General features: G+C 71.2%; 8 protein-coding genes. 1 reads left to right on the top strand and 7 read right to left on the bottom strand.

The genetic code is table 11. The annotated features are described in order from the left end of the window. Nucleotides 1-60 precede the first annotated feature (60 nt). Nucleotides 61-1,542, top strand: a complete 1,482-nt coding sequence (locus tag ACWED2_RS20360) for a right-handed parallel beta-helix repeat-containing protein (protein ID WP_449692040.1) — start codon at nucleotides 61-63, stop codon at nucleotides 1,540-1,542. Between the two features lie 323 nt (nucleotides 1,543-1,865). Here ACWED2_RS20360 and ACWED2_RS20355 read toward each other — a convergent pair whose 3' ends face one another. From ACWED2_RS20355 to asnB, 7 genes are all read right to left on the bottom strand, one after another. After that, nucleotides 1,866-2,513, bottom strand: a complete 648-nt coding sequence (locus ACWED2_RS20355) for a phosphatase PAP2 family protein (RefSeq protein WP_449692039.1) — start codon at nucleotides 2,511-2,513, stop codon at nucleotides 1,866-1,868. Continuing rightward, entirely contained in the window at nucleotides 2,510-3,679 is a 1,170-nt protein-coding gene (locus ACWED2_RS20350) for a glycosyltransferase family 4 protein (RefSeq protein WP_449692038.1), read from the bottom strand. The genes ACWED2_RS20355 and ACWED2_RS20350 overlap by 4 nt, the downstream gene beginning before the upstream one ends. After that, nucleotides 3,676-4,962: an O-antigen ligase domain-containing protein gene (locus ACWED2_RS20345; RefSeq protein WP_449692037.1), complete on the bottom strand. Its 1,287-nt coding sequence runs from the start codon at nucleotides 4,960-4,962 to the stop codon at nucleotides 3,676-3,678. Before ACWED2_RS20345 ends, ACWED2_RS20350 begins: the two co-directional genes overlap by 4 nt. A gap of 1 nt (nucleotide 4,963) precedes the next feature. After that, nucleotides 4,964-6,490 carry a right-handed parallel beta-helix repeat-containing protein gene (locus ACWED2_RS20340; protein WP_449692036.1) on the bottom strand — a complete coding sequence of 509 codons (1,527 nt, stop codon included), beginning with the start codon at nucleotides 6,488-6,490 and terminating at the stop codon, nucleotides 4,964-4,966. 9 nt (nucleotides 6,491-6,499) lie between these two features. Then, nucleotides 6,500-8,557 (bottom strand): alginate lyase family protein, encoded by a 2,058-nt coding sequence (locus ACWED2_RS20335; RefSeq protein ID WP_449692093.1) that lies wholly within the window; start codon nucleotides 8,555-8,557, stop codon nucleotides 6,500-6,502. 133 nt (nucleotides 8,558-8,690) lie between these two features. Continuing rightward, nucleotides 8,691-10,868 (bottom strand): bi-domain-containing oxidoreductase, encoded by a 2,178-nt coding sequence (locus ACWED2_RS20330; RefSeq protein WP_449692035.1) that lies wholly within the window; start codon nucleotides 10,866-10,868, stop codon nucleotides 8,691-8,693. Beyond that, on the bottom strand, nucleotides 10,865-12,775 hold the full coding sequence (asnB, locus tag ACWED2_RS20325; RefSeq protein WP_449692034.1) for an asparagine synthase (glutamine-hydrolyzing): 1,911 nt from the start codon (nucleotides 12,773-12,775) through the stop codon (nucleotides 10,865-10,867). Before asnB ends, ACWED2_RS20330 begins: the two co-directional genes overlap by 4 nt. Nucleotides 12,776-12,836 lie beyond the last annotated feature (61 nt).

Here is a 12,836-nt window from a genome sequence, read left to right as displayed (position 1 = left end):
GTCCGATGAGGACACTTGAGGGTGACTGCTTTCCGGCCCGTTCGTGCGTAACTTCCTGCCATGGGTAGATCTCGTGCGGTTCTCGTCGCTGCTTGCTCGTTCCTGATCGCCGTGGCGTGCCCGGCGGCCGCGGGCGCCGCCGACGGACCGCAGCCGGTGTGCGGCCACCAACCCGCCGAGTACGGGCAACCACCCTCGGGCGCCGTCGCCGTCGATCCGGCCGTCGACGGCGACCTCGCGGCCAAGACGGCGGCGCACCCGGCGGGCACGACGTTCTGGCTGCGCCCCGGCACCCACACGCTCGGCAAGGACGAGTTCGGCCAGGTCGTCCCCAAGGACGGCGACGTCTACCTCGGCGCGCCGGGCGCGGTCGTCGACGGCCGCGGCGTCAACCGGGCGGCCTTCACCCAGCGGGCCCGCAAGGTGGAGATCCGCGGCCTCACCGTCCGCGGGTTCGCCGCCCCGCAGGACCAGGGCGTGGTCAACCACGACTCCGGCGACGGCTGGCTCATCGAGAACACCACCATCGAGGACAACGCGGGCGCCGGGCTGATGGCCGGCGCCGGCCAGGTCGTGCGGCACAGCTGCCTGCGCAACAACGGCCAGTACGGGCTGAACGCCTACCAGGCCGGCGACGGCATCACCGGGCTCGTGCTGGAGGGCAACGAGATCACCGGCAACAACACCGGTGACTGGGAGGCCAAGGTGCCGGGCTGCGGCTGCAGCGGCGGCGCCAAGTTCTGGGCCGTGAACGGGGCCGACATCCGCGGCAACTGGGTGCACGGCAACCACGGCGCCGGCCTGTGGGCCGACACGAACAACAACGACTTCCTCGTCGAGAACAACCTCTTCGAGGCCAACGACGCCGAGGCGCTGTTCTACGAGACCAGCTACAACCTGGTGCTGCGCGGCAACACGTTCCGCGGCAACACCCTGGTGCAGGGCCGGGCGTTCGCGGCGCGCGGCGACAACTTCCCGGTGGCGACGGTGTACCTGTCGGAATCGGGCGGCGAGCCGCGCGTGCAGGCCCGGACGTGGGCCATCGACATCAGCGGCAACACCTTCGAGGACAACTGGGCCGGGATCACGTTGTGGGAGAACGCCGACCGCTTCTGCAACAGCCCGGCGAACACCTCGACGGGCTACTGCACCAAGACGGCGGCAAAGTCTTCGTGCGCCGCGGGCACCATCGAGAAGGCCCCGGCCTACGACGACTGCCGCTGGAAGACACAGCGGGTGGACATCCACGGGAACACCTTCCGGTTCGACGCGGGCCGCGTCGGCTGCACGAGCCTCTGCGGGCGGATGGCTCTCCTGTCCAACTTCGGGACCTTCCCGGACTGGTCGCCCTACAAGGGAACGGTGATCGAAGAGGCGATCACCTTCCGCCAGACCAACCGCTGGCACGACAACTCCTACTCCGGGCCGTGGACCTTCGTCGCGCATGACACCTCCAAGACGGTCGACGCCGCGGCCTGGCAGGCAAAGCCCTACGCACAGGACGCGTGCTCTTCGTTCGGCGGTGGGCCCGCCGGCTGCTGATCACGAGCTTGCCGACCGGGTCCGACAATTTCCACGACGCCCGGCGCCGCCGGCCGACATTTCCCTTGCCGCACAGAGGAAAAGTCGCGAACGGAGAATTTCGGACACGACCGTTCACCCGATCCAGCGACTGGCGATCGCACGCCTGTTCGGTACCGTCGGAGACATGACCGCTTCGACCCCCACCGCGTCCACAGTGGACGAATCACGCAAACCCGGCCGCCCCGGCACCGCTCACCGCGCCGGGAATCGACCACCCCGCGTGCGCCTGCACTCAACTCGGATCAGCACACCATCCGTCCAACCCGCGAGCGGCCTCGGCCTCAAAGCCGGTCGGCCGCCCGGTCCAGCACCCAGGCAGTCACCGGGACCGCGGCCAGCGCAGCGCAGAACCCACCGAGGGCGTCCGTCGGGTAGTGCGCGCCCAAAGCGACCTCGGCCCACCCCATCGCGAGCCCGGCGACCACCGTCAACGCCAGCACGAGTACGAGCGCGGCCGCGCGCCCCAGCCCCAGCCGCTCGGTGAGCAGCAGCGCGATGACCAGCGCGAGCGCCGTCGCCAAGGCCGTGTGTCCACTCGGGTACGACAGGAACTCGCCGTGGATGGTGCGGCCGACCAGCGGCTTCAGCACCGTCGTCACCGCCACCGTCACCACCACACCCAGCACCGTCAGCACCGCCGCCCGGATGCGGTGGACCAGCCAGCACAACGCCGAAAGGAGAGCGATCAGGATCACCGACCCCACCGGCTCGCCACCGAAGTCGATGGCCAGGGCGACGTACCGCCACGGCGGCTCGACCGGGTAGATCGAAGGGAGGATGGCCGCGTCGATGCCGGTCAGGCTCGAGTCGCGGAAGTGCAGGATGCCGAGCGCGACCAGCACCGCCGTCGCCAGAGCAGCCGTCATCGCCAGCGAAGTGCGCAACGCGGGCGGCAGGGCCGGGGGCGCCGTCCGGACCAGCTGCCTCACGCCTCGATCGCCGCCTCGTACCCGGCGATCAAGCGGTCGAGGCCGACCGCGGGCGTGAAGTCCTTCTCGTACCGGACGCGAGCCGCGTCGCCCATGTCGCCGTTGCGGTCGCCGACGACCGCGCGCAGGCGGTCGGCGAGCGAGGCCGCGTCGTTCGGGACGTGCAGGAGGCCCGTGACACCGTCGTCGACCAGCTCGGGGAACGCGCCGTGCGCGGCCGCGACCGTCGGCACGCCGGCGGCCATGGCCTCGACCACCACCAGGCCGAACGCCTCCAGCCACGTCGACGGCGCGACCACCGCGACGGCGTCGGCGGTCAGGGCACGGCATTCCGCCTTGTTCCGGAGGCCGACGTAGGAGACGTCGGGCCGGCCGGCCGCCCAGGCCGCGACCTCGTCCTGCATCGGGCCGGTACCCGCGATGACCAGCGGCACGCCCAGGGCGCCGTCAAGCCGCTCCCAGGCACGCATCAGCAGGCCGACCCCCTTTTCCTCGGTGACGCGGCCGAGGAACAGCACGTGCTTGCCGGCGCCCGTGCGGCGGACGCCGGGGTCGGTGACGAAGTTGTGCTTCACCGCCATCCGCTCGCCGGGCATCCCGGCCGACACCAGGAGGTCACGTTGGGCCGCCGAAATGCAGAAGAACCGGGAAACGCCCGTCCACCACCGGCGCCGGTTCGCGACCATGCTCGCCGCCATCGGAAGCGTGGCCGCGCTCGAACCGCGGTAGCAGCCGTGCTTCACCGCCGGCAGCGGTGAGCCGCCGACGCACTCGGTGCAGATGCGGCCGTCGCGGTGGAGCGTGCCCGGTGGGCAGACCATCGTGTAGTTGTGCAGCGTCGCGACCGCGGGCACCCCCGCGTCCGCGCACGCGGCGACCACCGACGGCGACAGCAGCGGGAACGTGTTGTGGATGTGCACGACGTCCGGGCGCGACGCGCGCAGCCGGGCGGCGAGTTCCTTCCGCACCGCCGGGTTCCACGGCACCATCAGCGGCACCGCGGCCTTGCGGGGCAGCGGCATCGCCGCGATGTCGTCGCTGCGGCGTTCGAACAGCGACACCTGGTGACCGCCCTCGGCGAGCAGCGTCACCTCGGCGTCGACGACGTTGTTCTCGCCGCTCGGCTGCTCGGACCGGTAGCGGTTGTGGACCACGAGCACCTTCACGCGCCTGCACCTCGCACGTCTGCCCCCTTCGCCGGGATGAATGCCTGTTCGTCGGACTGCGGCACCCCGCGGACCAGCAGCGACGCGGCGACCGCCAGGTGCAGCAGGTACGGCGACGCGTCGCCGAGCCCCGCTTCGGTGTAGGAGGCCGAAATGCAATAGGTGATCAGGAAGATCGCGCACGCGCGAGCCAGTGACGGCGGCCGCAGCACGGCCACCACGACCAAGGTGAGGAGGAACCCGGCCACCAGCGCGATCCCGACGAAACCCTGCTCGTGGTAGATCGCGAGCCAGCTGTTGTCGATCGGGAGGCCGTCGTAGGACTTGTCCGTCAGCCCGACCCCGAAGATGTACTCCGCCGTCGACCGCGGGGCCTCCAGCAGCGCGTCCCACACCTTCGCGCGGCCGGTCAGGCTGGAGAAGTTGTCCGCGCTCTGCCCGCGGAGGAACCACGTCTGCAGTGCGCCCGCGAGCACCACGCCGGCCACGCCGCCGACGCCGACCGTCCACGCGAACACCTTCCTCGCGCGGGCACTGGTCAGCACCATCGACAGGAAGGCCACCGCGAGGCCGGCGACGAGGCCGAGCGTCGCCGTGCGGGTGTGCGTGAGCAGCAGCAGCCCCAGCACCGGCACCACGATCAGCAACGCGCTGCGCCACGTCGTGCGGCGCCCGAACCAGAGGAGGAGCGTGAGCCCGGAAATCACCGCCGCGTACTGGCCGATCTGCGGCGGGGTCAGCGGCCAGATAGCGCCCGAGAGCCGGCCGCCGTACTCCTCCGGCATCGCGTTGCCGGGCGAGATCACCAGGCCGACCGCCACCGACGCGAGCACGACCGCGTACGTGCGGATGTGGTACCGGACGAAGCTGAAGCCGCCGTCCCACCAGCGGGTCAGCAGCCAGAGCGTGGAGACGAACACCGTGAGCCGGAAGCACCGGAACAGGGCGCCGAAGCCCTCCTGGAGATCGGCGCTGGAGAGGATGCTGGCCCCCAGCAGTGCCGTCAGCAGCAGCAGGTACGCGCTCGGGCGGATCCGCAGGTGCCTGTTCAGCGCCAGCGCGATCACGAACGCCGTCATCAGGGAGCCCATGGTGACCAGCTGGCTGACCGACCGCGGCAGCGGGAGAACAGTCTTCGCACCGGTCGAGCCGAGCGTGTTGAGGATCAGCAGCGCCCACGCCAGGCCCGCCCACTTCGGCGTGGCGGACGCGGGTTCGCGCGCGGCGTCGCCGCGGAGGCCGGACAGTCCGGCCCGCCCGGCCGGCCCGGTGTGCGCCGTCATGTCAGCCCCCGCCCTGCGCGGTGAAGATGCTCCCGCTGTCCTGAGAGTAGGGCGCGCCTTCCCACTCGCCGATCTCGAGGACGCGGTCGGCCGAGTAGGCGATGAACGTCCACGGGCCGGCGTAGCTGTTGTCGTGCCAGCGGTTGTCCTGCTTGAACGTGATCGATTCCTGGACGGCATCGCCGCGGTACGGCGACCAGTCCGGGTAACTGCCGAAGTTGGACAGCAGGCCCATCCGGCCGCAGGACGCCTGGCAGCCGACGACCGCGGGGTCGAGGACGAACTTGTTGTCGTGGATGTCGACGTGCTGGGTCTTCCAGCGGCAGTCGGCCAGGAGCGCGCCGCTGGTGATCGCCGGGGCCGCGCACTCCTTGACCGCGGGCACCAGCCGGGTGCAGTCACCGGAGGAGGTGTTGGCCGGGCTGTTGCAGAACCGGTCGGCGTTCTCCCAGAGCGTGATCCCGCTCCAGTTGTTCTCGAGGTAGTTGCGGGAGATCTCGATCTTGGCGGTGCGGGCCTTGATCCGCGGCTCGCCGCCGGACTCCGAGATGTAGACCGCCGACGTCGGGAAGTTGTCGCCCTTGTCGGCGTACCGGCGGCCGTCGGTCCAGTTGTTCTTGCGGATCGTGTTGTCGCGGATGATCGCGTTGTAGCTGATCTCGTAGATCAGCGCGGCGCTGTCGTTGTTCTCGATGAGGTTGCCCTCGATGAGGAAGTCGTTGTTGTTCGTGTCGGCCCAGAGCCCGGTGCCGTGGTTGTCGTGCACCCAGTTGCCGCGGATGTCGGCACCGTTGACGTCCCAGAACTTGATCCCGCCGCTGCAGCCGCAGCCCTGGATCTTCGCTTCCCAGTCGCCGGTGTTGTTGCCGGCGATCTCGTTGCCCTCGACGACGAGCGCGGTGAGCGGCGTGCCGCCGGAGTAGGCGTTCATCCCGTACTGGCCGTTGCGGCGCAGGCAGTTGCCGCGCACCTGCTGGCGCGCGCCCGCCATCAGCCCGGCGCCGTCGTTGTCCTGGATGGTCGAGTGCTCGATCACCCAGCCGTCGCCGGAGTCGTGGTTGACCACGCCTTCGTCGTGGGGAGCGGCGAAGCTCTGCACGGTCAGGTAGGTGATCTTGACGTTGACCGCGTGCCCGGTGAAGGCGTACTGGTTGATCTTCCGGCCGTCGACGACCGCGCCGGGGGCGCCGATGTAGACGTCACCGTCCTTGGGGGCCACCTGGTCGTACTTGTCGTCGCCGAGGATGTGCTTGCCGGGCTTCAGCCAGAACGTCGTGCCGGCACCGGCCGAGCGCGTCTTCGCCGCCAGGTCCCCCGGCACGGCGGGATCGACGACGACGGCGCCCGCGGGCGCGGCGGCCGGCCCGGCCGGCTGCTTGTCGCACACCGCGGCGACCGACCCGCTGGGGGCAGCGGTGGCCTGGGCCGGACCGCCGTCGGTGTCCGGGCCGCCCGAGCACGCCGCGACCGTGAGCAGGACACCGAGCAGCGGGGCTGCACGGCGGAGTCGGAAGCGGCGGGCTGTCACGGGCGGGTCCTAACTGAAGCGGAGCAAGGTGGTGAGGTGTCCGGGCAGCCCGGAGCCGACAAGGGTGGTGGCGGGTTCCTTCCGCCCGAACCCGGCGGAGTACCAGCCCAACGGCGGCTCGGTATCGCCCCGGTGCACGGTCCAGGAGAGTTCGGACGGCAACTCCATGACGGCGGTGCGCACCGCGCTTCCGGCACCGGTGAGGGAACCGGAAACCCGCCCGACGAGCGGATCGGCGGCGGAACCGGCCGAACGTCCGCCGCCGGGAGCCGGGGAACCGGACTTGCTCCTCGCGCCGGCGAGCGGCGAACCAGCACCGGCCGGCCAGCGGAGACGGGCCGTGGTGCCGTCGAGCATGACCGTCACCGACGGGCCGAAGTGGAACGCCAGCCGGGCCGCTCCCGGTGCCCCTTCGCCCAGCACCTCGTCGACGATCCTCAGCACCTCGCCGTCCAGCTCGACCGTGCGGCGGTGGACCGCCGGGGCGTAGCCGTCGTGGGCGGCCGACCAGCGGGACGGGCCGTCGTCCGGGGTGTGGACCGCCAGCACCTTCGTCACCGCGTGGCGGGTCCACAGGAACGGGCCGCCCGAAACCGACTGGTCGCGGCCGGCCAGCTCGAGCGTGTTGTGCCCCAGCGTCGACCGGAAGTACGACCGCCACTGCGGCTCGCCGTGGTAGCAGAACGTGCCCGGGTCGGCCAGCACGTCCACGCCGTCGTGGCGGACTTCCAGCGACAACGCGTCCGCGTGGGCGTGGGCCGCGATCGAGAGGAACCCGTGGGGGCCACCGTCGCAGCGGACCCACACCGGGCCCGAACGCAGGATCGTCATCCCCGCGTCCCGCAGGTGCGCGGGGCGGCGGCCCGGGCGAACGCCCGAAGCCCGCGGGGTGCGCGACACCAAAGACGCCAGCAGCGGTGTCCGCACGTCGTCGCCCGGGATGGCAGGCCACCAGTCCAGGCGGCCGAACAGCGCCTCCCCCGAAGCCAGCAGCGATGCCCAGCGGTCGGTGGAAGCGCCGTCGACGATCAGGCCGAAGCCGTCGTCGGCGTCGCCCTGGCGCGGCGGCCGCAGCCGGTTGTCCACAATGGACGCCAGCGCGTCGGTCATCCGGAGCAGGACGTCCCACGTCGTATCCGGCACCGGGGTGCCCGCGGCGTCGGCCTCGGCCGCCGCCGCCAGGCCCAGCTCCAGCACCAGGCCGTGGTACTCGGACGCCAGTTCCGCGTTGAGACCGGACGCGAACGTGTTGCGTCCCAGCTGGAGGTCCAGCGAGCGCATCGCTTCGGCCCGCCAGCCCGCCGACTCCGGGAACCAGCCGAACGCGCACGCCGCGGCCAGCAGCCCGGCGTCCTCGGCGATCACGTGGTTGTTCGCCGACGAACCGTGGCTGCGCAGCGTCGCGAGCCAGTTCTGGTGGTGCCACAGCTGGAGCTGGAAGTCCGGGTTCTCCTCGAACAGCTCGGCCACGCCCGGCCAGCCGTCGAGCAGCCGGCGCGTCCAGACCCACGAGAGGAGCCGGATGCCCAGCTCGATGCCGCTCACCCAGTGCGGCCCCCGCAACGGCGGGTTGGCGGCCCACCACGATCGCAGGTGCTCGGCGGCGCGCGCGGCGTAGGCGGAAGACCCGGTCAGGGCGTACGCCGCGGCCAGCACGGTGAGGTGCTGGTGCCGCGACGGCTCCCAGATCTGCTTGATGTCGCCGACCGTGTCCTCGGACCGGTACGGCACGTCGAACGCGTACACGTCCGAGGGCGCGCGACGCCCGGTCTTGGGGTCGAGGAACCAGTCGGGTGCCTCGAAATCCGTGCGCTCGACACCGAAGAACTCCGCACGGCCCGCCATCAGCTCATCGGCCGTGGCCAGGAGCCGCGAAACCGCCTCCCCGGACACCTTGCCCAGCACGCCGGCGGGCAGCGCCGCGGTGAAGCGGGGGTGCGACGGCCAGTCGGGCGGAGTCGGCAGCGCGGACCGCCACTGCCGTTGGACAACGGCATGCCGCGCGCGCCCGACGACCTCCGCCGGCCCCATCCGGGACAGCCGGCGCAGGTACCAGCCGGGCCCCATCACGGCCGGCCCCCGACCGCCGGCCGCGCCGGTGCCACGCTCGGCACGGCCCCGCACGACAGCGCCCGCCGGACCACTGCCACGCCCGGCGTGTCCCTGCGCGGCGATGCCGGCCCGAGCGACGCGGCGCTTCTCATGCCGGGGCACCCGTCTTCCGCGGCAGCTCGATCCGCACCGGGGCCGCGTTCGCGGCGCTCGTCTGCGCGGCCAAGGTCGCCAGCGTCGTCGCGGCCAGCGAATCGATCGAGATCGGCATCGGCGAGCCCGTCCGGACCGCCGACAGGAACGCGTCGACCTCCGCCGCCTGGCCCTTGTCGCGGCCCTTGGGGATGCGCGAGCTGGCCCACTTCTTGCGCGAGTACACCGATGCGCGGACGAAGTCGTCGAACTTCAGGACCTTGCCGTCGGCCGTCAGGTCCAGGGTCTCCTTCGGGAAGCCCGACGAGCCTGTCTCCGCGTACGTGATGACCGCCGTCGAGCCGTCCGGGTAGCCGAGGGTCACCTGGAGGTCGCCCGTCGCGTACACCGAGACCGGATCCGCGTCGAGCAGCCAGCTCACCGTGTCGATGAAGTGCCCACCCTCGCCCGCGAAACGGGAACCTTCCGAATCCGTCTGGTTGTACCAGCTGCCGTGGTCGAGGCGGCCCGCGTTGACCAGGTACCGCACGCTCGCCGGGCCGACGCGCGGGCCGAACTGCTCGCGGGCCTCGTGCAGCAGCGGGGCGAACCGGCGGTTGAAGCCGACCTGGAGCCGGTCGTTGCCGGACTCCTCGATCGCGTCCAGCACCTTCTGCAGCTCCGGAGCCGACAGCGCCAGCGGCTTCTCGACGAACACCGTCTTGCCCGCGAGCAACGCCTGGCGGGTGAGCTCGGCGTGCGAGCTGTGCCGCGTCACGACGAACACCGCGTCGATCGACGAGTCGCCGAGGACGTCGTCGATGTCCGTCGACGCCGCCGCGAAGCCGAACTTGCGCCGTGCGTTGGCGCCGGACAGCGCCGACGTCGTCGCGACGTGCTTGAGCTCCACGTCCGCGCGCTCCACCAGGTGCGGCAGCAGCATCGACGACGCGTAGTTCCCCGCCCCGATGAAGCCCAGCCGCACGGGCTGCCCCGCCGGCAGAGCCGCCGCGGACGACGACGTCACCCCGACCCGGGCCGAGGTGACCACGGGCTCCGTCCGGGCGACCGCGTCCGGGTAGCGGAACAGCACCGCCACCGCCTTCAGCGAGCCCTCGTTCAAGGACTTGTACGTGTCGACAGCAGCAGAGAAGTCCGAGACGTGCGTGATCAGCGGCTCGACGTCCAGCCGGTCGCGCGCGATCAGGTCCAGCACGCACTCGAGGTTGCGGCGCTCGGTCCAGCGGACCTGGCCGATCGGGTAGTCACGGCCCTCGAGCTCGTACGACGGGTCGTAGCGGCCCGGCCCGTACGACCGGGAGAACCGGACGTCCAGTTCCTTCTCGTAGTAGGCGTTCCACGGCAGGTCGAGCTTGCACTTGCCGATGTCGATCACCCGGCCGCGGTCGCGCGAGAGCTTCGCGGCCAGCTCCACCGGGTCGTTCGTGTTGCCGCCCGCGGCCAGGTACGTCTGGTCGACGCCCGCGCCGTGCGTCAGCTCGTCCACGGCCGTGTCCACGATGCCGGACGCCGGGTGCGCGCACGTCAGCGCGCCGAGGCTCTCGGCGAGCTTGCACCGGTCCGGGTCGGGGTCGACGCCGACGACGCGCACGCCGGACGACGCCAGCAGCTGCACCACCAGCTGGCCGATCAGGCCGAGGCCGATGACCAGGGCGACGTCGCCGATCTGCGGCTCGCCGCGGCGCACGCCCTGCATCGCGATGGACCCGACGGTGCCGAACGCGGCGTGCCGCGGGTCGACGCCGGCGGGCACCGGCGAGTAGAGGTTCTTGGGCACCCAGTTCAGCTCGGCGTGCAGCGCGTGCTCGTTGCCCGCGCACGCGACGAGGTCGCCCACCTTCACGTCGGTGATGCCCTCGCCGACCTGCTCGACGACGCCGCACAGCGAGTAGCCGAGCGGGGTGTATGAGTCCAGTTTGGACGTCACCTTGCGGTAGGTCGCCGAAAGGCCGTTCGTGGCGACGCTCTGCATGACCTTCGCGACCTGGTCGGGGCGGGCCTTCGCCTTGCCCACCAGCGACATGCTGGCCTCGGACACCTTCATCATCTCGGTGCCGGTCGAAATCAGCGAGTACACCGTCCGCACCAGCACGCCACCCGGCTTGCAGGCCGGCTCGGGCACGTCGAGGAGCGCCAGTTCCCCGCTCTTGTAGTTCTGGACTACCTGCTTCACTTCGCTCCCGCTCCAGACATCGCGTTCCGGTACCAATACTCAAGAGTCAAGACGTGCCAGAGGTGCTTGCCGCGGTCTTCCTGGCCGGCGGCGTCCTCGGCGACCATGCGCTGCAACGCTTCCCGCTGCAGGAAACCGGACGAAACGAGCACGCCGTCGTTGACGACTTCGCGCACCAGCGGCGCCAGGTCGCGGCTCATCCAGGCCCGCAGCGGCGCGCTGAACAGGCCCTTCGGCCGGTGCACGATCTCGCTCGGCAGGATGTTCAGCGCCGCGTTCTTCAGCGCGACCTTGCCCGCGCGGCCGACGATCTTCTGGTTCCCCTTGATCTTGAACGCCGCGCGCACGACCTCGACGTCGACGAACGGCGTCCGCACCTCGGTGGACGCCGCCATCGTCGAACGGTCGGTGTAGGTCAGGTTCAGCCCCGGCAGGAACATCCGCGAGTCGGCCAGGCACATCCGGTTGACGAAGTCGTCCAAAGCCTGGTCGTTGTACGTGTCCGCGTGCTCGGTCAGGACGTCGTCCACGGAAGGCGCGAGATCCGGGTTCACCAGCGAGAGCAGCTCCGCGCGGTCGTACATGGTATAGCTGCGGCGGAACGCCGTCTCCTCGGGCAGGCCCGCGAAGGAGAGGAACCGCTTGGCGAACCGCACCGACCGGTACCCGCGCTTGGCCGACGCCACCGGCAGCCGGTCCACAATGGACTCGACCGGGCGCCGGACCGCGCCCGGCACCTTGTGGTAGCGCAGCGCGATCAGGTTCGCGAGGTGCTTGCGGTAGCCGGCGAACAGCTCGTCGGCGCCCATCCCGGACAGCATCACCTTGACGCCGGCCTCGCGCGCGGCCGAGCAGATCAGGAACGAGTTGATCGCCGCCGGGTCGCCGATCGGCTCGTCGAGGTGGTAGGTCATCTTCGGCAGCAGGTCGAGCACCTGCGGCGCGATCTCGATTTCGTGCAGGTCGACGCCGAACTGCTCGGCGACGATCCGCGCGTAGCGAAGGTCGTCCGGCATGGCCTCGAACTTCGCGTCCTCGGCCCGGAACCCGATGGTGTAGGCCGAAATCCCGGGCTGCGACCGGGCGGCCAGCGCCGTCAGGTAGCTGGAGTCCAGCCCGCCCGAGAGGAACGTCGCCACCGGGACGTCGGAGAGCAGGTGCTTGGCCGTCGACTCGCTGATCACCGCGTGCAGGTCGACCTCGCCGTCGAAGGCCGCACCCTCCTCGGCGACCTCCCGCAGCGACCAGAACCGGCCGCGGTCGACCTGGCCGTCCGGGCGGCAGCGCAGCCACGTGCCCGGCTGCAGCTTCTCCGCGCCCTGGTAGGCGCACCGGCTGTCCGGCACCCAGTAGTAGAGCAGCGACGCGATCAGGGCCGCGTTGTCGACCTGCAGCGACCCGCTCAGCTCGCCGGCGAGCGCCTTCAGCTCGGAGGCGAACGCGACGCCGCCGTTCCGCTGCACGAAGAACAGCGGCTTGATGCCCAGCTGGTCGCGGACCAGGAACAGCTCGCCGGTGCCCTCCTCGAACAGCGCGAAGGCGAACATCCCGCGCAGCTTGGGCAGGCAGTCCGTGCCCCAGCGCCGCCACGCCTGCAGCAGCACCTCGGTGTCGGACGTCCCGCGGAAGCGGACGCCGGCCGCGGAAAGCTCGGCCCGCAGCTCGGGGGCGTTGTACAGCTCGCCGTTGTAACTGAGCGCGAGCCCGTCGAGAGCCATCGGCTGGGCGCCGGTCTCGGACAGGTCGATGATCGAAAGCCGCCGGTGGCCCAGGTGCACGGAGCCGGGGCCGGCCGCGTGCTCGTAGCGGCCGGAGCCGTCCGGGCCGCGGTGGGCCAGTGTCTTGGTCAGCCGGTCGGTGAGCGGCCCGCCGTCCGGCCAGAGGTAGGTGCCTGCGATGCCGCACATGGAGTGCGTTCCCCTTCGGTCGCGGCGCGGGTCAGGAGACTCACGCACTCTTTTCGGGGGT

The sequence above is a fragment of the Amycolatopsis sp. NPDC005003 genome (assembly GCF_053600695.1).
Note: the sequence above shows the minus strand (reverse complement) of the source record. Positions and strands in the feature narration are given on the sequence as shown.

What these genes read in the sequence shown, in the direction of transcription:
- ACWED2_RS20335 (WP_449692093.1), bottom strand. Translation starts at nt 8,557, where the DNA reads ATGGGGCCCGGCTGGTACCTGCGCCGGCTGTCCCGGATGGGGCCGGCG.
- ACWED2_RS20360 (WP_449692040.1), top strand. Translation starts at nt 61, where the DNA reads ATGGGTAGATCTCGTGCGGTTCTCGTCGCTGCTTGCTCGTTCCTGATC.
- ACWED2_RS20345 (WP_449692037.1), bottom strand. Translation starts at nt 4,962, where the DNA reads ATGACGGCGCACACCGGGCCGGCCGGGCGGGCCGGACTGTCCGGCCTC.
- asnB (WP_449692034.1), bottom strand. Translation starts at nt 12,775, where the DNA reads ATGTGCGGCATCGCAGGCACCTACCTCTGGCCGGACGGCGGGCCGCTC.